The organism is Stieleria sedimenti (assembly GCF_025060895.1).
In the GTDB taxonomy this organism is placed as follows: Bacteria; Planctomycetota; Planctomycetia; order Pirellulales; family Pirellulaceae; genus Stieleria; species Stieleria sedimenti.
In genome coordinates this window covers 26496-51066 of record NZ_JANZKV010000172.1, presented here as the reverse complement: position 1 = coordinate 51066, position 24571 = coordinate 26496, and the positions used below count along the sequence as shown (strand labels likewise).

The window sequence follows — 24571 nt, the reverse complement described above, 5'->3', positions numbered from 1 at the left end:
GACCGATCCACGAATCGAGTACAATTTTGATTCTCCGATCGATGCAATCACGGCCCCATTTCCCATCGCCCTTCCTTAGTCAGGTTCTCTTCGATGAAACAATCACTCGTGCTCGGAACTCCGTTTGTTGCGGTCTTGTTGTTGGCGGCGACGTCATGGGGTCAAGGCAGTGCGATCGGCGGCGTGCTCAACACCGCAGATAAGCTGCAGCAAGACGTCCAAACGAGCCAGGCAGCCATCACGGCAGGTCCGGCCGACAAGCTGGAGAAGGTTTCGCCGGGTAAGATCGATCCCGATGCCCCAAAAACATTCAGCAAGACCGATTCGGGACTGCAGTACCGCGTGCTCCGAAAGAGCGACAAACCCAAACCCAAGGCCACCGACAGCGTGGTGGCGCACTACAAGGGCTGGTTGGATTCCAAGAAGATTTTCGACAGCTCGTATCGCCGGGGGCAACCGACTCCCTTTCCGCTTAAACGCGTGATCCCCGGTTGGACCGAAGGACTGCAATTGATCGGCGAGGGCGGCATGATCGAATTGGACATCCCCCATGAACTCGGCTACGGCGAGCGCGGCACCCCCGGCGGCCCGATCCCTCCACGAGCCCGACTGCACTTCCTCGTCGAGCTTGTGGAGATCAAGTGAGGGAGCTGGGGCGACAGGGCGCGAGCCCTCCGNNCCGGAGGTCAGCGCAGCGCCACCTCCGGGCAGCCCCCCCAATCATCCTCTCGACCCCGGACGGGGTCGCAGCGAATCGATTCGCCGGCGGTGCCGCAGATCACCTTGCCGAAAGAGTCGATCAGATTGCTTATTGACACGGCGCAGCAGACCGGGTCCGAGGGCTCGAGCGTGATTTGCTTCGACACCCTCCGGGGTCGCGTCCGACGGGAGATCGGATCTCCGGAGGTGTCGCTGCGCTCACCTCCGGCTACTCGCTGGCATCCCTCCGGGATGCTGGAATCGCTGGTGCTCTCCCGACGGATGTCAACGGATCATCCCCCGTCTGCCGCCGAACCGACTATTTGGCCTTCGCCCCGGACCACTTCAGCATTTGGGTTTCCAGGTCTTGGGGGTAGGAGATCTGGACCTCGGTGATGTTGCCCTGGTCGTCCGTCACCGGGGTCAATTCGGGTTGAACGAAACCGGTGTAGGCGGGTTGGTCCAAATCGGCATAACGACGCAACACTTCGTCGCGCAAGGCGACATTGATCTTGATCGCGTAATCCTTCATCAACCGTTCGGCAGAGGCTCGGTCACCTTCGGATTTGATCCGCTGCACTTCGGCCAACAACTGACCGACGCCGCGATGCCACGCGGCAACGTCTGCGACGCGAAAATACGTTTTCCCGTCACGGACGTCGACGCGGATGGCGTCCGTGTTGGCAGCCAGCCAGCCGACAATCATTTGCCGATTCCGCATGTGGTCTTCTTCGATCGTCGTCCCCGACTTGATCCGACGCAGTTGGGTCATCGCGTTTCGCGTGTAGGCTTCATAGGCCGCCAGCTGCATCTCTTTCAGGTCCGTTTCGTTTTCGACCAACCCGAGTTCGATCAATTTAGGATTGCCGATAAAATACAACGCGACCAGATCGGCTCGTCCTTCTTCGAGCGCACTGTAGTATTCCTTGATCGAGACGGCGGGGTCGATGCCTTCGTTGACTTGGCCGGAGGCATGCCCGATGACTTCGTGCATGTTCACTTCCAGTGCCAGCGCGGTCGATTTCCATTGATCGGCCCGGGCGAATTCAGCATCGTCGTAACAGAACTCCGCCCGCGCCGATGGCGTGCTGGCCTTGTCATAGGCTTCCATGACGTTGCTGAGCGAAACGGACTTGCTGCCGTACCGCTGGCGAATGGTTGCGTCGTTGGGCAAATTGATTCCGATCGGAGTGACGGGGCCGGAGTCACCGGTTTCCATCACGACTTGGATCGCTTTGGCCGAAATCCCCTTCACATTGTCTTTTCGAAACGATTCGGCGTACGGCATGCGGTCTTCAAACCACTGGGCGGTGTCGGCGAATTTTCGAATCATGTCCATTTTGATCGGGTCGTTGAAGTAGACCGCGGCCTCCCACGATCCCTTGATGCCCCGCGCATCCATGTAGACTTCGATAAACCCGTTGATGGTATCGACGGGGCTGTCTTTGTCGGCGACCCAAGCGATGTTGTAACCGTAGAAATCGACGGCTTCGCCGGTGCGGTAATAGTGAATCAGTGCGTCCAGGGCACGCGCCATCTCGGGCGTGGCAAAGGGAATGGCGGCTTCGAGATGAGAGACGATGTCGGCGATCGGCTGGGCGTACATGCCGGCGGGAACGAGGCTGTCCAATCCGCTGCGGTAGACGTTTTCACGCAGATTTCCGCTGTCTGTTTTGATCAATTGTGAATTGAGCGGGTAGCGTTCCTGAAACCCGTCCAGATCCGCGGTGGTGACGTTGTGGTAGAGGTTGTTGGCGCTGGCGGTCAGAATGTCGACGCCGTCGGGCGGTGATTTCTGGGTGACGTGTGTTTCAAATTCGGGGTCGAACAGGACCGGTTCGATCTCCAGCATCAGCGTCAACAACTGTTCGCCGGACGCCGGCAGTTTGGCACCATTTTTCACGGCTTGTTTGACGGCAGATTCAAACGCGTCGACGGAGCACTCCAACAGATTTTTCTGTGCCGTCAACGCACTGTGCGGGCCGTTGTTGACCCAGAACAGTTTCATGTATTTCCGAATCGCCGCCTGGGTTTTTTCGTCGATCCCTTGCGGGTGGGTCAACACACCTTCCAGGACATCGCGAATGCGAAGCGAATAGCGGTAGCGTTGGTCGATGTAAATGTCGCGTCCGGCGATGGCAGCTTGCGACAGATGATAGATCAGCGTTTTTTCTCGCAGCGACAACTGGTCGAACCCGTCGACGTAGAGCTGGACGATGGCGACATCGTCGACACGGTCGAGCAGGTACTTTCGTTGATCGGGGGTTGGGTCTTGGGCGATGAGGCCGGTATTTCCCAAAAGCGTCGCAACGGTGAGCAGGCATGCGGAAAGGAGACGCATCAAAAAACCTTGAATGTCGTGATGGTGAATCTGGAACCTGGATGACAGTCTACGCCTTTTCGCGGAACGATTCTGGTGGGCAAGAACAGGTTTGGTGAAATCGATTTCGGATTTCACGCCCAAGGCGGTGACGGGCAGATGATCCTCGTTTGGCACCGGCCGGGGTGTGTTTTTTGCGGCAGGGCGCGAGCCTTCCGGTACGTCAACCTGCGTCCAAGCTCAAACCGGACGGCTCGCGGGCTGTCGATTTAGTCGGGACCTGCTGAGTCAATAGTGAGCCGCGGGCGGTAAGGCCGCGGGCGGTAAGGCCGCGGGCGGTAAGGCCGCGGGCGGTAAGGCCGCGGGCGGTAAGGCCGCGAGCGGGCGCTGGACGTAAGGCCTCGGGCAGGCGCCGGAAATGCCCGGCCGCCTACGCGTCACGGCTCACAAAATCGACCGCCCGCTCGCGCCGTTCCGCTCACCCCTGCGGCGATGGACGGCAAAATTGTGCGGCGTCTCCCGCCAGGACTAAACTGGGGCTGGCTCATGAAACGGGAACAACCGGCATAAAGGATCTTATCAAACCAAAGAAAAACGTTTCGCGATCGGATTCAGCAGGAAGGATGGAGGATGTTCCACATGTTTGTGTTGAGCGATGACCGCTGCACCTGGGGCCTTTCTTCTTCGTCGGCCGGCCCCGAACGGGCGGCCGCGTCTCGATGGATTTTTCGTCACGATCAGGCCAGACGATAGAGCTCCTTACATGTCCGCAAACAGACGTCACGTCGATTCAAAACCACGTCGAAAACGAGGGTTGACCGCCACCGGACGTGGCGCTGTGGCAACACGTCGGCCGTCGCGCCGCCGTGTCTTCGAAGTTCTGGAACGGCGTCTGTTGCTGGCGATCGGTGTCGACAATCTGAGCGTCGGAGCGGGGGTGTCGACCTACAAACTTGCTCTGGCCACCACGGTCGAATTCACCGAACAGGCCTGCACCGTCTCGACGACCTGCAATCCGCAAACGGCGACGCAAACGGAGCAGCGGAACGTGGCCAGCGATGCACTCGATCAAATCGTTGCCGAGGTGAACGCGATTTTCCAGCGTGAGCTGGCGATCAAGCTGGAATTGGTGCCCGACAATGACCTGCTGATTTCGACCGGCAGCACGTCCTTCGATGGATATAGCGACAGCGACACGAACTCTTTGCTGATTGAAAACGGGCCCGAGATCGAAGATCGTTTGACGATTTCCGGCAACTCGACGACGGGAGTGGGCGGTCGCAACGAATATGATCTCGGCCATGTGTTGGCAGTCGGTGCGGGCGGTGGACTGGCAACGCTGGGGGCGGTCGGACAGAGCAACAAGGCGCAAGGCGTCTCCGGTGTCTCGTCGCCTCTGACCCTGGGGGTCAACAGCGTCGTCACCGTGTCCGATTCGCTGCTCGGCATTCTGTTGCACGAAATCGGACATCAGTTTGGTGCCGAGCATTCGTTTAACGGCGTTTCGGGAAACTGTTCACAACGCGCCGTCGAAAGTTCGTACGAGCCCGGTAGCGGATCGACGATCATGGCGTATCAGGGGATTTGCGGCAGCGACAATCTGCCGGTCGAACCCGGGGACGAACGTTACTTTCACGCGGGAAGTTTCGACGAAATCCAACGCTTTATCTCAACACAAATTCCCTCGCTGCGACCGCCGGTGGCCAACGGCAATACGATTCCGACCATCGATGCCGGACCCGATGTCACGATCCCTGCCGGTACGCCGTTTGTGTTGACCGCCGACGCCTCGGATCCCGACTCGGGTGACAACATCACGTACACCTGGGAACAGATCGATGTCGGTTCACCCAGCAGCGGACAAACGGTGCCGATTCCCGACGCCAACGATGCGGTCGGCCCGCTGTTCCGTTCGTTTGCCCCGACGACCTCTCCAGATCGCACCTTTCCACGGCTGTCGGACATCTTGGCCAACACCGATCCGTCAACCAATCGCGGAGAACATTTACCGACGCAAAGTCGTGTCATGAATTTCCGTGCGACGGCGCGTGACAATCACGATGTCAACGGCGCGACAATCAGTGGCGTCCGCAGCGATGATGTTCGCGTGACCGTGGTCGATACCGGCGCTGCGTTTGAAATCACGTCGCCCAACACCTCGGTGACGTGGTCCGGCGGCGGCAGCGAGACGGTGACCTGGGCCGTCGCGGGAACCGATGCCAACGGGATCAACGCGACGACGATCCATTTGAGTCTATCCCTGGACGGCGGGAACACGTTTCCGATTCTGCTGGGTCACTATCCCAACAACGGTTCTGCATCGATCGTGGTGCCGAATCTAGATGTCTCGACCAGCCAAGCTCGGATTCGGGCCAAGGGTGTCGGCAACGTGTTCTTTGACATCTCGGACCAGGATTTTTCAATCTCCGCCAACGCTTCGGCGGCGGGCGTGACGATCCTGGAAACCGGTTCGGGTACGGCGCTCCGCGAAACGCCGGGCATCGTGACGGATTCCTATCAGATCGCGTTGGACGCTGCGCCCAGCGGCGGTGCAGACGTGACGATAACGGTCACGGCCGACGCACAGAGTGAAGTCAGTTTGACCGGCGCGGCCGGAACATTTGCCGGCAACCAAACGTTGGTGTTCAACAACACGACGCCGCAAAACGTTTTTGTTCGTGCGATCGATGACTTGGCGGTCGAAGGGACGCACGCGAGTACGATTTCGCACGCGATTACCGCCACCGGCGACTCGACGAATTATCCGCTATCGCTGGCCGTTGCAAGTTTGGCCGCGGACGTCATCGACAACGACACGGCGTTCCCGGCGTCCGGCAGCGGTCAGTTGGTGGGCATCGACTTTGACCCCATCGCGGGTTCGTCGCCGACCAATTGGACGCGGGTGGATGTCGGTTCAAATCCGCCCTCGTTTGTTTTAAATGACTTGATCGACGAAGCCGGAAACGCGACCACGATCGACTTGTTGTTTGACGACAACACCGGCAGCGGCACCTCGACGCCTTCGAGCGGCACGTTGCCCAGCCACACGCCTTCGTTGGCTGGAATCGACGGACTGCTCTACAGCGGTCCTTTCGGCGGACCGACGGCACCGATCGACGTCACCTGGGCCGGACTGACACCGGGGTTTGCGTATGACCTGTATGTCTTTGCCCTCGAGAATTTTCAAGGGACCTTCGACCAGCGCGTCACGATCACCGGTGACGGCACGCCGATCACGTTCAACCAAGTGACCAGCAACGGAGTGCTGTTGATCAACGATGAAGCTGGAAGCAACGCACGAACGTTGGAGTCGTATGCCGAACGCGTCACCGCGACCGAATTCGGGACGATCCGCGTGCGTGTCGAAGCCAACGCGGGAAGCGAAGGGATTGTGATCCCCGGACTGGCGATTAGCGAAGTGATTCCCGCGACCACCATCGCATCGATCAATGCATCAAACTTGACACAGTCCGAAGGGGATTCCGGCAATACATCGTTTAGCTTCACGGTGACGCGGAGCGGTGACGTGTCATCTTCGGCGACCGTCAACTATGCCGTAACGCCTCGCGATGGGAATCCGGTCAACGCCGCCGACTTTGGCGGTTCGTTTCCGTCGGGGCAAGTACAATTCCAGGCCGGGCAAACCACCTCACAGGTGGTGACGTTCGACGTCAGCGGTGACAGCGTCGCGGAAGCCGACGAGCGATTCACGGTCACGTTGTCGGGGCCGTCGGACGGTGCACGATTGGGCGTCACGTCGGCGATCGGCACAATTTCCAACGACGACGGCAGTTCGGGTTCGGGCAGCATCACGCTGGATACGATCGGACTGTACCAACCCGATGCTCCGCTGTTCCATCTCAGAAACGCGTTGTCAGCGGGTGGTTCAGACCAGTTCTTCGCCTTCGGTCCCGGCGGCAACGCGGGCTGGATTCCGTTGTCCGGCGATTGGAATGGCGATGGCACCGACACCATCGGGCTGTACCAGCCGGATATCTCGTTGTTCCATCTCAAAGACAGCTTCACGCCGGGGGCATCGGACCAGTACTTTGCCTTTGGTCCCGGCGGCAACGCGGGCTGGATTCCGTTGGCCGGCGACTGGAACGGCGATGGCACCGATACCATCGGGCTGTACCAACCGGACATTTCGCTGTTCCATCTCAAAGACACGTTTACGTCGGGGGCTTCGGACCAATACTTTGCCTTTGGCCCCGGCGGCAATGCCGGCTGGATCCCTTTGGCCGGCGACTGGAACGGTGATGGCACCGACACGATCGGGCTGTATCAACCCGACATCTCACTGTTCCATCTCAAAGACACGTTCACGTCGGGGGCTTCGGACCAGTATTTCGGTTTCGGCCCCGGCAATGCCGGCTGGATCCCGATGGTGGGCGACTGGAACGGCGACGGCACCGACACGATCGGCTTGTATGAGCCTGCGGTCTCGCGGTTCCACTTGAAGGATTCGTTCACCGCCGGAGCCTCGGACTACTTCTTCATCTTCGGCCCGGGCGGCAATGCCGGTTGGACTCCGATCTCGGGCGATTGGAATGGGCCGTCCAGCCCTCCGCCGCCGCCTCCACCGCCGACATCCAACGGCTCGTCTTCTGGTTCGGGAGGGCAGGCGCAACGGGCGGAAGTCGCAGATGACTCTGAAGGCCCAGCCCCATTCTTGGTCTCGTTGCTGGTCACTCGTTCGCCGCAGGCCAGATCGGCAACCCCGTCCGCCGGGATAGCCGTGGTGGAAACGACGAACGAGTCGACGCCAGTCAACCGCTTCGTCGCCTTGATGACCGACACGATCGCCGACCACGCGACTGGCGGGGACGATTCGTTGCGGTTGCTCGATGAGGCATTTGGCAGTTGGTGAGCACGGATCGGGCTCCGATCGCGACAGGCCAAACGCTCGGCAGGAACCCGCTATGCATCGACTTCGAAGATCGCTTCGATTTCGACGGCGATCTTTCCGGGCAGGCTGTTGGTGCCGATGGCGCTGCGCGCGCCGACGCCGTTTTCTTCACCAAACACATCTCGGAACAACTCGCTGCAGCCGTTGATCACGGCGGGCGAATCGGGGAAGCCTTCGATGCACTGGACCAAACCGAGCAACTTGATCACTCGTTTCACTTTATCGAGCGAACCGAAATGGTCTTGCAGCGTCGCCAGCATGGCCAGACCAGTTTGCCGAGCCGCCTCGTACCCTGATTCGACATCCAAGTCCAATCCCAGACGACCGGTCGTCAACGTCTTGTTCGGTTTTAAAGGTCCATGCCCGGAAACATAGGCAAGCCCGCCGACGACGACGACGGGCTTGTAAACGCCGGCCGGTGCGGGCGCAGGTGGTAGTTCGAGTCCGAGTTCTTCGATACGTTTTTGGTAAGACATGGTTTGGTGGGGTTGGAAGCGGTGAAGGGGAAAGCCAAAGTGTGTCAGTATTTCAGTCGTCTTTCAAGCTGACGACGACAGGAACCGCTGCGTTCGTGTCGTCGGACAATGCATTGCACCCTGGAGCAAAATTGATCATGAATGAATTGAGTGGCCGGAAGGCGTTGATCACCGGCGGGACCCAGGGCATCGGTGGAGCGATTGCGATCGCTGCGGCCAAAGCCGGTGCGGACGTCTTGTTGGTCGGACTTCGACGCGATGCGGCGGCGGAACAGACGTTGGAACAGTGTCGCCGGCACGGTGTCCGCGCCGAACTGGTGCTGTGCGATTTGTCGCGGGCCCCCGTTGAGTACCTGGAGTCCTTGATGGCGGACGTGGATGCGTTGATGCCCGGAATCGACCTGTTGGTCAACAACGCCGGCACGTACATCGACGTGCCGTTTTTGGAAATGGATTTTGACCGCTACCAAACCACGATGCATCTGAATGTTGCGGCGGGATATTTCTTGACCCAGGCGATCGCGCGGCGTTGGGTGGATGCCGAGGTGCAGGGGCGAGTCGTGTTCACCGGTTCGATCAACGGGTTGCTCTCCGAACCCGACCACACGGCCTACGACACCAGCAAGGGGGCGGTCGCGGCGATGGTCCGTTCGCTTTGTGTGTCGCTGGCGCCCTTGGGAATTCGCGTCAACGCCATGGCGCCCGGTCTGGTGCGAACGCCCTTGACCGATGGCGCGATCGGCGATGACACGATGCGTCGTTGGATGGAATTGCATACCCCCAACGGACGCGTTCCGAGCGGCGACGTGTGCGCCGGCACGGTGATTTTTTTATTGTCCGATGCCGCCGAGCACATCCACGGCCAGACGATCTATGTCGACGGAGGGATGAGTGCCTGGCAGCAACCCGATGTGCCCGAGTGAGGGAGGACGGACATGACATTGGCTTGAACACTGCGTGGCGATGCAAAACATGACTTAAACTTCCACCAGTGGGGTCATGCGCCATCACCGGCTTTCTTGCGACAGCAACGTGCATTGGTCTCGCCAAGATAGGGATTCGCCCACCATCACCCCCGCTCCAACAGAATTCTATCCGTCATGCCGACCTGCCAAACCCCTTCCGGTGCTACGTCCTCCCCGGCCGAAAACGCATTCGTGGGACGTCAACCGATCTTCACTCGTGAAGTGGAGGTTTTCGCCTACGAGTTGCTGTTCCGATCTGGGGAGCAGAACGCCGCGATGATCACCGATGGCGATCGGGCGACAGCCAACGTGCTGCTCAATACGTTCACCGATATCGGTCTGGACACGATTGTCGGCTCGAAAAAGGCGTTCATCAATTTGACACGCAACTTGCTGACCAGCCACAACTTGTCGTGCATGCCGCCCGACCGCGTCGTCTTGGAGATCCTCGAAGACATCGAACCGGACGAGGAGGTGCTCTCGGCGATCGAAAAACTGGTCGAAGAAGGCTACAAGATCGCGCTGGATGACTTTGTCTATCGCCCCGACTTGGAACCGTTGATCGGGACCGCGGACATCGTCAAGATCGAGTTTCCGCTGATCCCCAAAGAAGACTTGGCGGATCACATCAGCAAGCTTCGTGCGTTGGGTGTGCGCACCATCTTGGCCGAAAAGATTGAGACGCAGGAAGATTTCGAACTCTGCAAGAGCCTCGGTTGTGACCTCTTCCAAGGCTACTTTTTCTGTCGTCCCCAGGTCATCAGCCAACGAAAAACGCAAGTCAATGTGGCGTCGATTGTGCGACTGATGTCCGAGTTGCAAAACCCCGACATCACGGTCGGCGAAGTCGAAGGGATCATCCAAACCGACGCGAATCTTTCATTCAAGTTGCTTCGATTCGTCAATTCAGCCAACGCCGCAACGACTCGCACGATCGATTCGCTGAAGCAAGCCACGACATTGATGGGGATCTCGCGTTTGCGTTCCCTGGCCTCGATGATGCTGATGACCAGCATCGACGAAGGCAAGCCGCAAGAACTGATCAAGCTTGCCATGATTCGCGGCAAGATGTGCGAGTTGTTGGCGAGCGAATCACGCGCCACACGACCGGACCGCTATTACACGCTTGGATTGCTTTCGGTCATGGACGCATTGTTGGACAAGCCGATGGACGAAGTCATTCCGTTGTTGCCGCTGGCCGATGACATGAATGACGCCTTGCTCAATCGAGCCGGCGAGCTGGGCAACATCCTGCAAAGCGTGATCAACTTCGAAGCGGGAGAGATCACGCCGCCGATCTCCTTGTCGACCGAGCACATGACATCAGCCTACCAGCAAGCGCTGCGTTGGATCGCCGACTGCAACCTCGACGGGTAACGCGCCTCCGACGATCCCAATTCGCGTTCTATCGTTCGTCCCAGAAATAGCTCCGCTCCTCCGGCTTCGGCCGGTTGCGGTACAAGTACGATGCGGCGAACGCCAGAATCGTGACCGGCAAGCCGATTCCGGCGATGACCGCGACGATGGAAAACCAAGTGAAATTCATGGGGGCCTCCGGTTCGAACCGCGTCCGCGACCGCGTCGGCGGTCGGACTCCAGTTTCTGGGCCGCAAACCATCCCGAACAGGGCGGTCAATCCGGATTGAACAAGATCGGTAGCGTCGGAGCACGAGTGTTGGGGTATCCCAAAGGGTCAAAGCGAGTAGCCGGAGGTGAGCACAGCGACAGCTCCGGGAACTGACGCCTAAGAGCTTGGTCGCCCCCGACGGGGTCGCAGCAATGGGCTGTCCTTTTTGTTAGCGGCAGGGCGCGAGTTCCCCGTTCTCACCGTACCGGACGGCTCACAAGTCCAGCTTTTTCTTCAAATGCTCGCTGGTCAGATGTTTGACGACATCCAGCGGTTCGCAAGCGTTGTCGTCGCCATAGTCGATGTCGACCGGGCCGATGGCTTTGGCGGCTCGGAGGGCGGCCTTGTTGAGTTCCTTGTTGCGTTTTCCGATTCCCATCAAGGCGGTGTTCATCGATTCTCGCACCCACATGTCTTCCCCCTTGATATGGTTCTTGATGCGGTCAATCAGCACCAACAAAAACTCATCATCCATGCCCTTGGGATTTTTCTTTGAGAGCTCGTAGATCAAACCATAGGCACAGCGGCGGCGAACCGGATCGTCGCTCTCCATCCAGTCGCAGGCCAGATCGAACGCGATCGGGGCCTTGGCCAGCGTGGCGTCACAGGATGCGAACACGTGGGCCAGGTACCCGCCCTGCAATTGCTCGACTTGCTCTTCGGCTTGGGCGCGGGTGACCTGTTTTGGATCGTCAATCAACAACCCGATGACCTTGGCATCATAGACGTTTGATTTCCAGAGTTCCAAAGCCAGTTGATGGTCGCGTCCGATTTGCTTGGCGAGTTTGCGAAGCTGGGTCAAACCGATCCCAAAGCTCTTGAGCTGGCTCTGTTTGACACCGCACTTGTTCCAATTCTCGATGCCGCGCGGATTGGAGTGTTCCTTCAAGAGCTTGATGACTTCGGTTTTTTTCATCAGATCAATTCTCAAGCTTGCGAATTCGTATCCGCCGGTATTCGACTTGGCCGCGATCGCCCTCCAGTCCGATCGGCCCGGATTCGGGGACCTGAAACGCTTCTTCGATCACTTCGCCGTTACACGTGCAGTGCGCCGTGATGCCTGTGACCGTAATGACCAGTTCATTCCAGTCGCCCTGGCGATAGCTTGTCAGGGTTTTGTAGGGCCCGGCGAGTGCGTAATCGCGGCACTGCAACTGATTGCCACGCACGAAGACGCCGCTGTCGGCCATCGGGGTGGCTCGAAATTCAAGGATCAGCTGAAAATCATCGCTAAATTCTTTGGTCGTCCACAACTGTTGAATCTTTCTGCCTTCGGGCGGCGTGGTCACGACCAGACGACCGGCGATCGCGCGGTAACGTCCGTCCGGCGTTGCTGTCTTTCCGTCAAACGCGACGTCTTCTTCGACGAGCGGCCAGACAACGGCGCCGTTGGTTTTGGGGATCCAGCGGTCACGCGACTTCCGCATCTGGTCGGTCGACCGGCGGTAACCCCATCCGGTCAAATCGGTGCCGCCAAACAGAGAGATCGCATCGGGTTCGATTTCGAAGGCATCGGGTTCGGTTTCGATCAGTCCCAACGTCGCAAAAATCGGCCGCAGTGCGGCTTCCCATTTTGCATAGCCGAGCGCATTGGGGTGCAACAGATCGGGGAACTCAAGCTTCGTTGCGTCACCGTTTTCATCGGCGAACAAGGTCCACGTGTCGATCACCGTGATTTGTTGATCGCCTCGTGCCAAGCCGCGGTACAGCTGATTGATCTCCTTGATCTTCTCGGCGGGGCGAGCTTTGGATGCGCTGCTGGGAAAAACTTCGCACAACACGATCGGCATCTTCGGATGGTGCGTTTTCAGCTTGTCCAAAATCAATTCGACGTTGCCGGCGATTTGTTCCGGTGATGCTTTTTCTTCCAAGTCATTGGTGCCCATCAGCATCACGACTGCGGCCGGATTCAAGCTGATGACGTCTTCTTCCAACCGATACAACATCCCGCGGGTCGTATCACCACTGATCCCACGATTCGCTTTGGGGACTCCGTTCAACGCGCCCGAGAAATCGTCGCGCCAGCCCTGCGTGATCGAGTCCCCCAGAAAGACGACGGCGCCTTCGCTGACCGCTCGATTGGATTCAAACGTGGTTCGACGACGGTTCCAAACGTTCTTAAACCAGTCATAGCGGCGCATCGGCCCGGTGCCGGGCAACGCATCGTCGGGCTCAATGGTGAACCGCAGCTCCGTCGCCTGCTGGCTGTCTTGACCATGGCAGGGAACACAGACAGCGGGGACGATGGAGACGAAGACCAGGCAAAGCAACAGTTGTCGAATCATGAGATGTCGTCGGTAAAAGGGTTGTGACCGTCTCGCAGTATACTTCAATCCCGTCACACCCATTCCTGCTTGGTCGGTTTGATCACGACTTCGGGGACGTTGGCCCGCGGCGGCAGGGCACAGATGGTCGCCACGACCGACGCGATGTCTTCCGGCTGCAGGATCGAATCCTTGTGTTCTTGCGAAACCGGGTTGGGCCGATTGTCCAGGATCGGCGTGTTGACTTCGCCGGGGTAAACATTGGTGATGCGAACGCCTTCGTCACGGACTTCGTTGCTGATCGCGGTACCGAGCGCGGTCATCGCGAACTTGCTGGCACAATAAACGACTCCGCCGAGCGAAATGGCACGTTTGCCGGCAACGGACGAGATATTGATCACCAGCCCGTCGCGTCGCTCTCGCATCGCCGGCAGGACGGCGTGGATGCAGCGGTAGGCACCGGTGGCGTTGATTTGCATCACCCGATCCCAATCTTCGGGGACCATCTCGGCCATCGTCCGCTTCAGAATGTTGATGCCCGCACTGTTGACCAGGATATCGGGGTCGCCGAAATGTGTTTTCACGTCCGCAAAGAACGCGTCCACACTGCTCGGATCGGCGACGTCCAAGGTATGGCAGTGGATCGGAGTCTCTGATTGGACCGAGTCCGCGATGGCATGGAGTTTTTCGAGCCTTCGGCCGCCGATGGCGACGCGACAACCGGCTTCGGCGAGGATCGTGGCGATTCCGGCGCCGATTCCGGTGCCTCCGCCGGTGATGGCAACGATCTTTCCTTTCAAACTGCTCACGGATCAAATCCTACAAAATTGGGAAGGATGAATAGTGTTTCGAGCATCCAATCGGCCCGGTCGGGGCACGATGGTAACAGATTGCAAGAATCTGGCAGACGGGTGAGTACATTCGCCATTCTCGCGCGTCTAGGGATTAGTTATCCGTGCCTCCGTCGTTGAGCGATTTTGCCCCAATCGCTCCGGCGGGGGTGCGGTAACTTTCTTTCCAGCCGACCGTGGTTGCCAGGATGGCCAACGTCGCCGCATAGAGAAGGTTGGCCGAGAGCAGCCCGACGACGCCACACCAGGCCACGACCATCGCGACGCCGAGCTTGCCGGTGGCGGGTTTCCAAGCCAAAAAGATCCCGACCGGCAGGACGCAGACGATCAGGGCTGTTAACAGTTCGTAGACCAGTGGCGTTTCAAAAAACGTTCCGGTGACCGTCAACAAGCGGTCTTGCGCGGGCGCCACCAGCGCATAGGCACCGGTGCCGTTCCACCAGACCGGGCTGGCAAACAAGGTCGCCGTCGTGATCAGAGCGATCAATGTCGCTTGGACGGACAACAGCCGATGGGCCAGCGTCGTCCTCCAACTGAACGGTCGGGGGCTTTCCCGGTCTGACCGAATGCGGCCGACGGGGGCAATCGCGACCGCCGCCAGAGAGAGACTCAGCAGCGGCTCGACCGTTCCGGCCAGCAAGACAATCCGGTTGGCCCAGCCGACGAACCAAACCCAGAGCAACACGCTCGGCCAGTTGCTCTCGCCGACGGCGCTGAGCTGCGCCGGAAGCTTCCAGCCAGCGAGTCGATCGCCGACGGCCACGAACACCGCCAAACCGACGCCGAACAGCAGATACGAGCGATACACAAACGCGGATTCGCCGAGCGCGGATTCACCCGCCAACGCATCCCAGATGAACAGCGGTGAAATCATCCAGCGCGCGTCGCTGGTCAATTCGGCGGTGCGAAAGAACGTCGCCAAATTCGAACTCGACGCCGGGGCGCCGCGGGCAAACCAGGTTTCGACGTCGGCCAGTGCCGAGGCAAAGTAGATCGCCGTGACGAGACAAAGTCCGCGGCGGACATTGCCGAGCGTGGCGACCGGTGATGGCGCGAACCAAAACTCCGTCCAACGAGTGACGCAATCTCTGATCATGGCTGCACCGCCTCCCCGCCGGACGTTTTGCCAGCGGCATCGGCGTCCTGCTCTCGAGAGTACGTCGACAATCGTCTCGCTCCGATAGAAACCAAGCGGACCTCGTCGGCGTCGCGAACCACACGTGCCAGGTAAACCGGCGGCGCGGCATCGTCGGCGGCCGTCGTCAGTTGCGTGGGCAACCGCACAATGCGAACCGCTTCGATCGAAGGGTCGGCGGCGACCAACGGCATCAGCAGGGCGGCCGCCAAACTCGGCCGATCGGATTGGGCCAGCGTGGCCACCAGCCCCATCCAGCGGCCGTAGCGATCCGACTCCGCCAGTCCCGCGATGCCGCTCGGCTCGATGCTGGTCCACTCGGTCTGCCGGTCGATGACCAGCGTGTCCCCGCCCGCGGCCGACGCGAATTGCAATCGGTGGGGTTGCTCGTCAGGCGTCGCGTGGGCCAGATAAAACCGCCGACCGTCGGCCGCGAAATGCGTCGAGCGGAGGTACGGCGAAAGCAGGTCCAGCAGACTCGAGTGGGTGGTCGAGGGCTCGATGATGGCGGTGTAAGACACAAACAGCGCGAACAGATGCACGGAAATCGCCGCGCTGATCAGACCGATCCAGCTGGAACTGGGAACGGCTTGGGAATCGACAGCTGCCGCGTTCGGGGCTGGGCTGTCGTGGGCTGGGCTGTCGTGGGCTGGGCTGTCCTCCGGTGCCGGATCCGCGGTAACGGCCGCCGGGGGCTCGATGCCGCCGTCAGGGTTGTCCGCGATCGGACCGCGAGACGTTTTATTTGGGGGCTTGCGGCGGGCCATTCGGTTCTGCGAGCAAAAGAAACAGGGGTTCGAAGCGGTAAACCGATAGGGTAACCGCTGTCGGAGCATCCGAAAATGGATTGTGCGATCACGGACGGATTGCCGCGGCAGCGGTCGAAATCCGGGCCTGCGTCGCAAGAGGGATCGGTTTTGGCGTAAAACTGAGCCGATTGATCCTTTTTTTCCGCGGCGAAAGAAGCCGGGTTGTAAGAGAAAAAAATCAGACCGTTGACCGAACTTTCTGCGGCGGATAAAGTCTTGATCTTGCTGGCGGATTCAGCGTCAAAACAATTGCTGAATTCGCCGCGACACCATCACGGTGGGTGTAGCTCAGTTGGTTAGAGCACCGGATTGTGGTTCCGGATGTCGCGGGTTCGACCCCCGTCACTCACCCTGTTTCATTGTCGCCACGAAACGCCGCCCGGCCCGGGTTGATGGCCGGTTGGGTTATGGCCGGTTGCGGTTCGAGACTCGGCCAGGGCTGGTCGCGATTGTCGTCAACGGATCGACCGTATCGTCGGTGTTCTCCGATCCACGTCGACGCTCCACTTTTCAACCGCGCAGGAAGGCGCGGGCGGCATCGGGGGAGACAAGCGTCCAATCCCCGAGCATCAACGATGACTGCAGCGGTCGCATCAACACGCAGTGATAGGCTTCAAAGTCGCTACCGTCCGGAGGCGTGACAACGATCACGGCATGGTGCGCCCGATCGCGGATCGAAATGCTGATGCTTTGCGAGTAGTCGAGGAATGCTCCGATCGCGTTCATCCCTGCTCCCCGCCGCATTCCCGCGGCCGGTACGTGCCCTTCCGCTTCCGGGGTGGGCGGTGACGACGTGGTGCTGCGTCGAGCGGCACCGTACCCTTCATAGATCGCTCGGCCGAGCGAGGTTTGTTCGATCAGGAACGTGTGGTAATCGGGCGCTTCGAACAGTTCCTGGGCGAAGTCGATGATGCCCTCCAACGGAGACGGCATGCGGGTGTGTTCCTGACGAACTCTCCGCCGACCCGCGTCGGGCGACGCGTTGTGCAAATACCCGCGATTGTCGGCCGGAATTCGGCGAAACGCGCGAATCAGATCGGCGTGGTTGTCGAAGGACAGCACCGTGCCGTTCTGAATCGGCCGGTACGCCGGCAAACCGGCTCGGCCGGAAGATGATTCACCGCCTTCACCGGACTGTTCGATCCGGCGGGCGTGTTCGAGCAAGCGGTGACGAGCCAAAGTGCTGTCCGCGAGAGCGGTTCTGGGAGGATCAGGCATCGTAGACTCCTCTTGTTCGCACAGCGTTACCTCACCCGGCTGAGGCTGGCATCCACGACGTGCCACCATCATTCCTTCGGCACACCGCCACGATTGATCGCACGGTGCGGGGAACACCACCGGTCGGCGAGACCAGGGGCAAACGACGTGCCGTGTATGTCTTAACGCGGCACCGATGTTGCTTCATCAACGCCGCCAATCGCAATCGCGACGCCGACAGGCTCGTGAGATCTTTTTGCGGTCCATCGAGCTGGAAACCCATTGATCGTTGAACCCGCTGTGAAACGTTCGCATTGTCACACATCACCGTTCGATTTCGCGCGCCGCACGCACCGACGGACGCCGTCGGCTCACTGCATCGGCCCGCCGGTGAGCGAACGGTGTGATTCTCGAAGCCAACGGACGTCATGTTCCAGGCGAATCGTGGCCATCGGGGTCGACTGCATCGGGCCTGTCCCCAACCGGACTTGATCGGCATCGCTGACCGCTTGCTGAGCGCCGGCCAGGGTCTGACGCACGATCAGGTCACTCAGTCGACTGGCGAGCGAGTTTCTGAACTCCGGACGCGGCGTTGCCGAGACGAGAGAGGAAGCCCCCCAAGTCATTCGCATGGTCCCCAGCTCGTTTTGGACCAGCCGCTCGAGTTCGGACCGTTTTGCGATCCCCGTTTCGCCATCGGCGTCCCAGGCGATCACCCAACTTCGCCGGCCGGTGCGATAGGCCAATTCGGTGATTCGCATCGTGCGTTGCAGCAGGGCATCAAACGCATCGGTGCCCGCCGCCGGGATGGCCGCTCCCACCGAGACCGTCATCAGATAAACGTGGTCGGGGAAGGCCGGTTGCATCTCCCCGGCACCGAGTTCGATCAACTGGGAGGGAACGTCGATGCGGACGCGTCGCGGCGGTGCCGGGGCTTGGGAAGGCTGGGATGAGCGGGACGGACGGACCTCGTGAATCCGCTGATCTTCGTTCATGATCTTGCGTTGCTCGATCATGATCAATTCCGACCGCCACTTGACCCACCGTGCGGCCACAGCGGCGGGGCCGCCCGAGATCGTTTGGAAGCTGACGGCGGTCCCGGTGCCCACACGCGATTCGATCCGCAGCGTCGAAAAGTGCGCCGCGGCCAGTTGGCGGCTGATGATCAATCCCAACCCGCCGATGCTCTTGGCGGGCGCTTTGCCGGCGGCGATCAATTCCATGTCCGACGGCGAAATCCCGGCGCCTTGGTCGACGATCGCCCAGTTCATGATGCCCTGTTCGCGATTGACCGTGGCACGAATCAGCACCGGACCGCCCTCACGCGTGACCCGAATCGCATTTCCGGCCACGTTGACGATCAGACGTCGCAGCAAGGTGGCATCCGCATAGATCTGAATGCCTTCATCAAACGGACCGTCCCACAGCAAGTGGATCCCCCGCGGCAGAATCCACGGCTGCAACGTCGCTTCGACGTTGCTTCGCAATTCGTCGATGGAAATCCACTGACGCATCACATTGGGGAACCCCGAATCGAACCGACGCGACTGGACCATCTCGTCGACCAGCTGGACGGCGCAATTGCATTGGTTGATCGCCGCGGACAAACATTCGCTTTGCGCCGATGACACCTTGCCCAGATCGCCATCGCGGACCAACCGGATCGCTTCACGGATCGTCGACAGTGGGGCGCGGAGGTCATGCGCCGTCTCACTGATCAGCCGTGAAATCGATTCCAGTGGAGCATCGTCCGCGGCGATCGGCTGGTGGCCCGGCGCAGCGATTTCTCGGCTCCCAGGCGTTTGCCCCGGCTTGCGTCGCGATGCGACCGTGCCGCCGTAGGGAACACCACGATCATCCACAGGACGGCTCTCCCGCGTTGCGGTGCCGACTGTCGTGGGGAGGGTTGAAGTCATGGTGAAGGTTCTCCAAGAAACGGGGGGACAGGCGACGCCGATGACGCGAGGGAGGGAATCGCACCAGAAGGGCCTCGACGTGACCTGTTAGGTTGTGCGTATCGGCTAGGTCGAGATTGTGGCAACACGTTCTGGCCCCGATCGGCACCGGGAAACTCCAACAGCGCGTCAGACCTTGCCAGATGTTCCGATCATGCCGAGGGAAAGCTTGCGACTGCAGAGTGGCGAACTTAAACTCACAGGCGTTCGATTCCCCCGATCGACTCCCTTCCGATCCCGCTCCTCCTTTGATCGCCGTCCCTATGCCTCATCATGCTCCCCCGAAGTTTCTGCCCCTGTGTGGCGCACTCCTGATCGCGATCGGCATCTCGCTGACCGGATGCAAGATCGAAAAGATTGACACCAACGCCACCGACAGCCAGACGACCGACGGCGACTCGGGGACGGCCGCGGTGAAAACGTCCGACGGAGGAAAAACGCGTGTCGCCTACGTCACCAACGGGATCGCGTCGTTTTGGGACATCGCCGAAGAAGGATGCAAGGCGGCGGCCAAGGACTACGATGTCGAATGCCTGGTCCGCATGCCGCCCGATGGAACCGCCGACCAAAAACGCATGTTGGAAGAATTGATCTCCGATTCGGTTGCCGGTGTCGCCGTCAGTCCCATCGATCCGGACAATCAGACCAGCATCTTGAACGAGGTTGCCAAGGCGACGAACTTGATCACCCACGATTCGGATGCACCGAAGTCCAATCGTCTGGCTTACATCGGGATGAACAACTACGACGCCGGACGCATGTGCGGCCAACTGGTCAAAGAAGCGATGCCCGAGGGCGGCGAAGTGATGATCTTCGTCGGCCGACTGGGCCAACTCAATGCCGATCAGCGGCGGCAAGGCATCATCGACGAATTACTGAACCGCTCGAATGATCCCGATCGACCGTTTGATCCCGCCGACGGTGTGCTCAAGGGCGACAAGTACACGATCCTGGATACCCGCACCGACAACTTTGATTTCGCGATCGCCAAGAGCCGCGCCGAAGACGCGATCGTCAAGCATCCGAACATCGGCTGCATGATCGGCCTGTTCGCCTACAATCCGCCCAACATCCTGGAAGCGATTCGTGGGGCCGACAAAGTGGGCCAAATCAAAGTCGTCGCCTTCGACGAAGACGCCGATACGCTGAAGGCGATCCGAGACGGATCCTGCTACGGAACGATCGTTCAAAACCCGTATCAATACGGCTACAAGTCGGTCGAATTGCTGGCCAAATTGGCTCGGGGCGACGAATCGGCGATGCCCGAAGGCGGATTCCTGGACATCCCCGCCCGCGCGATTCGCAAAGACAACGTGGACGCGTTTTGGGCGGAACTGAAGAAATTGACTGGGAAAGACGAAGCGGGCACGGGCGCCAAGTGAGCCAGACGCCTGGAAAGAATCCGCGTCCCTTGCTGGAAGTTCGTTCGCTGGGAAAACGTTTTCCGGGTGTCCGCGCGCTGCACCAGGTCGATTTGACGTTGATGCCCGGCGAAGTGCTGGCGCTGGTCGGCGAGAACGGTGCCGGCAAGAGCACGTTGATGAAAATCTTGGCCGGCGTTCAGCCGCCCGATGAAGGCCAAATTCTGATCGACCAAAAGCCCGTCACCATCGGCAGTGTTGCCGAAGCGATGCGGCTGGGGATCACGTTGATTCACCAGGAATTGAACCTGTCGGACAACCTGTCGGTCGGGGCCAATATTTTTTTAGGGCGTGAGCCGACACGATTCGGGCTGATCGATCGCGAACGAATCGACCGCGAATCCAGACGGCATCTGGCTTCGGTGGGCCTGGACGTCGACCCGCAGACCTTGGTGCGTGACTTGACGATTGGCCGTCAACAAATGGTCGAGATCGCCAAAGCGCTTTCGATCGACGCCCGCGTGTTGATCATGGACGAACCGACCAGCAGCCTGTCACAGCGTGAAGCCGAAGCGTTGTTCAAGGTCGTGCAGGGCTTGCGGGAACACGGCGTCAGCGTCATCTACATCTCGCATCGCTTGGCCGAAGTCGAAACGCTTGCCGATCGGGTCGCCGTCATGCGGGACGGTGAGAATGCCGGCGAGTTGGTCGGCGACCATATCAATCACGACGCGATGGTCAGCCGCATGGTAGGTCGTGACGTTTCGCGATTCTACGAGCGAACGGTACGCATCGATGGAACCGCCAACGGATCCGAACAGCCACGCCCCCCGGCGTTGGAGGTGACCGATTTGGTCGTCCCCGATCACCCCATGCACAACGTTTCGTTTCAGGTGATGCCGGGTGAAATCGTCGGCATCGCAGGGCTGGTCGGAGCCGGGCGAACGGAACTGTTGCGTTGTCTCTTCGGCGTCACGCAACCACTCGGCGGCAGCGTGCGAATCAACGGCCAAACCGTGCAACTGCGAAATCCCAAAGACGCCATCGCCAGCGGGATGGGATTGGTCCCCGAAGATCGAAAAGAACAGGGGCTGGTGATCGACTTTTCCGTCAGGAGCAATGTTTCCTTGGCGAGTTTGTCCGACAAAGCCGGCGCCGGGATGTGGATCGATTTCGCCGCCGAATCCGAAGACACACGCCAAAGCATCAATCGGCTGCGGATCAAGACGCCGACGGCCGACCAGATCGTGCGCTATCTCTCCGGTGGCAATCAGCAAAAGGTCGTGCTAGGCAAATGGCTTGCCATGAATCCCAAGATCCTGCTGCTGGACGAACCGACGCGGGGGATCGATATCGGCGCGAAAGAAGAAATCTATCGACTGATGGAAACGTTGGCCGCCGAGGGACTGGCGATTCTGTTCGTGTCCAGCGAGATGGAAGAAGTGATCGCGATGAGCGACCGCACGCTGGTGATGCACGAAGGTGAGATGACGGGGCAGTTGGTCGGCGATGAAATCGGAGAAGAACAGATCATGAACTTGGCAACAGGTGTAGTCAGTCGATGAATAAAATCCTAGGCATCTTCGGCTTGTTGATTTTCGTCTGTCTGTTCACGACGGTCTTAAACGACAGCTTCGTCGGGCAATACAACTTGTACAACACGACACGCTGGAGCGCGCTGTTCGGCATTCTGTCGATCGGCGTCGCCTTCGTGATCATCACCGGCGGGATCGATCTGTCGATCGGGTCCGTCGTGGGATTGGTCGCGTGTTTGTTACCGATGCTGGTCGTCGAACAGGGATACTCGCCGACCGCCGCCGTGCTGATTGTGATGCTGGTCGCCGCCGCGATCGGATTGCTGCACGGCTTGCTGATCACGCGACTGGACCTGCAACCGTTCGTCGTCACGCTCTGCGGACTGTTGTTCTATCGCGGCTTCGCGCGCTGGTTGACCGATGACGGGACGCTGGGATTCGGCCAAGACTATGACGGCTTGCGGTTGTTGGCGATCGGCAAACCGTGCAGCTGGGCAACGATGTTATTCGGCGGCGGGATCTGTCTGTTTTTGTACGGGGTGTGGAACTTGGGCCGATCGCGCCCCCCCGGCGATCCGGACGTCGACGCCCCGCGCCGGCGCGATCTGGACGTCGAGCGAACGATCTCGGCCTGGTCGATTCCGGCGATCGGCGTTTTGTTGGCCGTGGCCGGATCGTCGCGTTTCTGGTCGGGCTGGGAGTCAGGCCCAGGGACACCGCTCTTCGAGATCGCGGGTTATCAAATCCGCAGCCTTGGGATCGAAGTTTCTGAGCACGCGGCGTCGATGCCGTCGACGGTGATGAAATACGCGGGAACGGTTTTGTTCGTCCCCACGCTGCTCGCGTTTCTGCTCTGGGCGTGGCGATCCGATGCCGGCCGAATGAAAAAGCCGTTGGCATTGGTGATCGGATCGCTGATCATGCTGGGGCTGTGCGTCTGGCAGCTCGTGCCGTTGTTTCGCAGTGCGGCGGCCGATGACCGATGGCAAGTCGGCGCGATGGAGGTCTCCGGCGAAATGTTGAAAACGGTTCTGATGATGATCGTTTTCGTGATCGTCGGCGGCGTGATCGGTTCGATCGGTTGGCTCATTTCGGCCGCCGGTACGGCCTCGGGTAAATCCAAAGCGCTGACGCCTGCATTGGTTGCCACCGGGGTGATGGCGTTGCTGGGACAAACTCAATTGGCCGCGACGATGGTGCCGATGCCGATGTTGATCATGATCGCACTGGCGATCGTGGCATCGATCTTCCTGAATCGGACGGTCTACGGTCGCTACCTGTTGGCACTGGGACGCAACGAAGAGGCGGCCCGTTACAGCGGGATCAACACCAAACGCATGATCGTGGTCGCGTATGTGCTCTGCTCGTTGGCGGCGGGACTCGGCGGCATCCTGTTCGCGCTGGACGTCAACTCGGTGCAGCCGTCCGGCTTCGGAAACTTTTACGAACTCTACGCGATCGCCGCCGCCGTGTTGGGCGGTTGCAGCTTGCGCGGCGGCGAGGGGAACATTTTGGGCGTCGTGATCGGTGCCGCGGTGATGCGAGTGCTTTACAACGCGATCAACATCCTGGGCATCAGCACGAAGCTGGAATTCGCGATCATCGGCATGGTGATTCTGGCCGGAGCGATCGTCGACGTCGTCGTCAAACGCATCGTCGCCAAACGCGCCGTGCTGGCGGCCGAGGAAGCGGGGTAAGCTTCCGGTTTGCCATCCGGATCGGAAGATTGGAGGGCTAGCGGGCTGTCGTTGACGAAAGGCTGAAAGGTTTAGCGGAACGGCGCGAGCCGTCCGGTCGCGTTTCAAAAACACCGTGAAGACCGGAGGGCTCGCGCCCTGCCGCTGACAAAAAACACTCCGCTTGGCGTCGAAGGAGGTGGCGGGTGGCTTGCGCCACCGGGATCGCAAGCTGGAAGCTTACGCCACGGGGTGTCAGGAGCTGGAAGCTTACGCCACGGTTCCGTACTGGTCGAGCAGGCTTTGGGGGACGCGTTGGATGCGGCCTTCGCGATTGATCACGGCCAGAGTGACCGTGGCCGTGACGAGTGTTCGCGATTCGAGCGAGATCGTGTATTCATGTGTGATCTTGCCGATGGTGACTTCCGCGATCCGCGTGTGGATGTCGATCAAATCGTCGTAGCGGGCCGGCGATTTGTAACGACAATCGACTCGGGCGACCACGACAAGCAACCCTTCGTCTTCCATGTCGCGGTATCGACCGCCGCCGGCGCGCAACAACTCCGTGCGTCCGATTTCGAAGTACTGGAGGTAGACGCTGTGATGGACGAAGCCCATCGGATCGCACTCGTCGTAGCGAACGCGGTGTTGGATCGTGTTTTCTCGCATCGGTAGGCCGTTGTCCAAGGCCGCGGTGATGTACCGCGGTAGAGATTCGCTAGAGTGTTGGAGTGCTTCGCCAAGTGACTTGACGACGGTGCAACATTATGGCGGCCCCGTCCCTGTTTGGTA

Annotated in this window: 18 protein-coding genes and 1 tRNA gene; 8 read left to right on the top strand and 11 right to left on the bottom strand. The window is 59.9% G+C overall.

Annotated elements, in window-relative coordinates; all coding sequences use genetic code 11:
• Positions 1 to 93 precede the first annotated feature (93 nt).
• Complete coding sequence (locus tag NZK35_RS21650; RefSeq protein WP_259634609.1) at positions 94 to 645, top strand: FKBP-type peptidyl-prolyl cis-trans isomerase; 552 nt, start codon at positions 94 to 96, stop codon at positions 643 to 645.
• A gap of 373 nt (positions 646 to 1018) precedes the next feature.
• Here the strand turns inward: NZK35_RS21650 and NZK35_RS21645 are convergent, their stop codons facing one another.
• Positions 1019 to 3040, bottom strand: coding sequence for a dipeptidyl peptidase 3 (locus NZK35_RS21645; protein ID WP_259634608.1), 2022 nt, complete (start codon positions 3038 to 3040; stop codon positions 1019 to 1021).
• Between the two features lie 742 nt (positions 3041 to 3782).
• On the opposite strand from NZK35_RS21645, the gene NZK35_RS21640 reads away from it, so the two are divergent.
• Positions 3783 to 7889 carry a reprolysin-like metallopeptidase gene (locus NZK35_RS21640; RefSeq protein ID WP_259634607.1) on the top strand — a complete coding sequence of 1369 codons (4107 nt, stop codon included), beginning with the start codon at positions 3783 to 3785 and terminating at the stop codon, positions 7887 to 7889.
• 50 nt (positions 7890 to 7939) lie between these two features.
• Here NZK35_RS21640 and NZK35_RS21635 read toward each other — a convergent pair whose 3' ends face one another.
• Positions 7940 to 8404 (bottom strand): RidA family protein, encoded by a 465-nt coding sequence (locus NZK35_RS21635; protein WP_145210307.1) that lies wholly within the window; start codon positions 8402 to 8404, stop codon positions 7940 to 7942.
• 137 nt (positions 8405 to 8541) lie between these two features.
• Here NZK35_RS21635 and NZK35_RS21630 point away from each other — a divergent pair, with 137 nt between their 5' ends.
• Entirely contained in the window at positions 8542 to 9327 is a 786-nt protein-coding gene (locus tag NZK35_RS21630) for an SDR family NAD(P)-dependent oxidoreductase (RefSeq protein ID WP_259634606.1), read from the top strand.
• A 234-nt stretch (positions 9328 to 9561) separates the two neighbouring features.
• The gene (locus NZK35_RS21625) at positions 9562 to 10746 is read left to right on the top strand and encodes an EAL and HDOD domain-containing protein (protein ID WP_259634605.1); all 1185 of its coding nucleotides are present in this window, start codon (positions 9562 to 9564) and stop codon (positions 10744 to 10746) included.
• 28 nt (positions 10747 to 10774) lie between these two features.
• On the opposite strand, the gene NZK35_RS21620 is transcribed toward NZK35_RS21625, so the two are convergent.
• The 6 genes from NZK35_RS21620 to NZK35_RS21595 all read right to left on the bottom strand — a co-directional run bounded on the left by NZK35_RS21620 (position 10775) and on the right by NZK35_RS21595 (position 16013).
• The gene (locus tag NZK35_RS21620) at positions 10775 to 10915 is read right to left on the bottom strand and encodes a hypothetical protein (RefSeq protein ID WP_259634604.1); all 141 of its coding nucleotides are present in this window, start codon (positions 10913 to 10915) and stop codon (positions 10775 to 10777) included.
• A 295-nt stretch (positions 10916 to 11210) separates the two neighbouring features.
• Positions 11211 to 11912 (bottom strand): DNA alkylation repair protein, encoded by a 702-nt coding sequence (locus tag NZK35_RS21615; protein ID WP_259634603.1) that lies wholly within the window; start codon positions 11910 to 11912, stop codon positions 11211 to 11213.
• Positions 11913 to 11916: 4 nt separating this feature from the next.
• The gene (locus NZK35_RS21610) at positions 11917 to 13281 is read right to left on the bottom strand and encodes a GDSL-type esterase/lipase family protein (RefSeq protein ID WP_259634602.1); all 1365 of its coding nucleotides are present in this window, start codon (positions 13279 to 13281) and stop codon (positions 11917 to 11919) included.
• A 53-nt stretch (positions 13282 to 13334) separates the two neighbouring features.
• Entirely contained in the window at positions 13335 to 14069 is a 735-nt protein-coding gene (locus NZK35_RS21605; protein WP_259634601.1) for an SDR family oxidoreductase, read from the bottom strand.
• A 136-nt stretch (positions 14070 to 14205) separates the two neighbouring features.
• A complete protein-coding gene (locus tag NZK35_RS21600) occupies positions 14206 to 15207 on the bottom strand; it encodes a hypothetical protein (RefSeq protein ID WP_259634600.1) in 1002 nt (333 codons plus the stop codon).
• Positions 15204 to 16013, bottom strand: coding sequence for a hypothetical protein (locus NZK35_RS21595; RefSeq protein WP_259634599.1), 810 nt, complete (start codon positions 16011 to 16013; stop codon positions 15204 to 15206). The genes NZK35_RS21600 and NZK35_RS21595 overlap by 4 nt, the downstream gene beginning before the upstream one ends.
• Positions 16014 to 16332: 319 nt before the next feature.
• Here NZK35_RS21595 and NZK35_RS21590 point away from each other — a divergent pair.
• Positions 16333 to 16406 (top strand) — tRNA-His (locus NZK35_RS21590).
• 159 nt (positions 16407 to 16565) lie between these two features.
• On the opposite strand, the gene NZK35_RS21585 is transcribed toward NZK35_RS21590, so the two are convergent.
• A complete protein-coding gene (locus tag NZK35_RS21585) occupies positions 16566 to 17273 on the bottom strand; it encodes a hypothetical protein (protein WP_259634598.1) in 708 nt (235 codons plus the stop codon).
• A 350-nt stretch (positions 17274 to 17623) separates the two neighbouring features.
• On the bottom strand, positions 17624 to 19168 hold the full coding sequence (locus tag NZK35_RS21580; protein ID WP_259634597.1) for a sensor histidine kinase: 1545 nt from the start codon (positions 19166 to 19168) through the stop codon (positions 17624 to 17626).
• Positions 19169 to 19470: 302 nt separating this feature from the next.
• Here NZK35_RS21580 and NZK35_RS21575 point away from each other — a divergent pair, with 302 nt between their 5' ends.
• From NZK35_RS21575 to NZK35_RS21565, 3 genes are read left to right on the top strand one after another with little or no spacing between them, the layout of a single operon-like run.
• The gene (locus tag NZK35_RS21575) at positions 19471 to 20589 is read left to right on the top strand and encodes a sugar-binding protein (RefSeq protein WP_259634596.1); all 1119 of its coding nucleotides are present in this window, start codon (positions 19471 to 19473) and stop codon (positions 20587 to 20589) included.
• Positions 20586 to 22133: a sugar ABC transporter ATP-binding protein gene (locus NZK35_RS21570; RefSeq protein ID WP_259634595.1), complete on the top strand. Its 1548-nt coding sequence runs from the start codon at positions 20586 to 20588 to the stop codon at positions 22131 to 22133. The genes NZK35_RS21575 and NZK35_RS21570 overlap by 4 nt, the downstream gene beginning before the upstream one ends.
• Positions 22130 to 23800 carry an ABC transporter permease subunit gene (locus NZK35_RS21565; RefSeq protein WP_259634594.1) on the top strand — a complete coding sequence of 557 codons (1671 nt, stop codon included), beginning with the start codon at positions 22130 to 22132 and terminating at the stop codon, positions 23798 to 23800. Before NZK35_RS21570 ends, NZK35_RS21565 begins: the two co-directional genes overlap by 4 nt.
• Before the next feature lie 249 nt (positions 23801 to 24049).
• Here the strand turns inward: NZK35_RS21565 and NZK35_RS21560 are convergent, their stop codons facing one another.
• Entirely contained in the window at positions 24050 to 24448 is a 399-nt protein-coding gene (locus NZK35_RS21560; protein WP_259634593.1) for an acyl-CoA thioesterase, read from the bottom strand.
• Between the last annotated feature and the right edge of the window lie 123 nt (positions 24449 to 24571).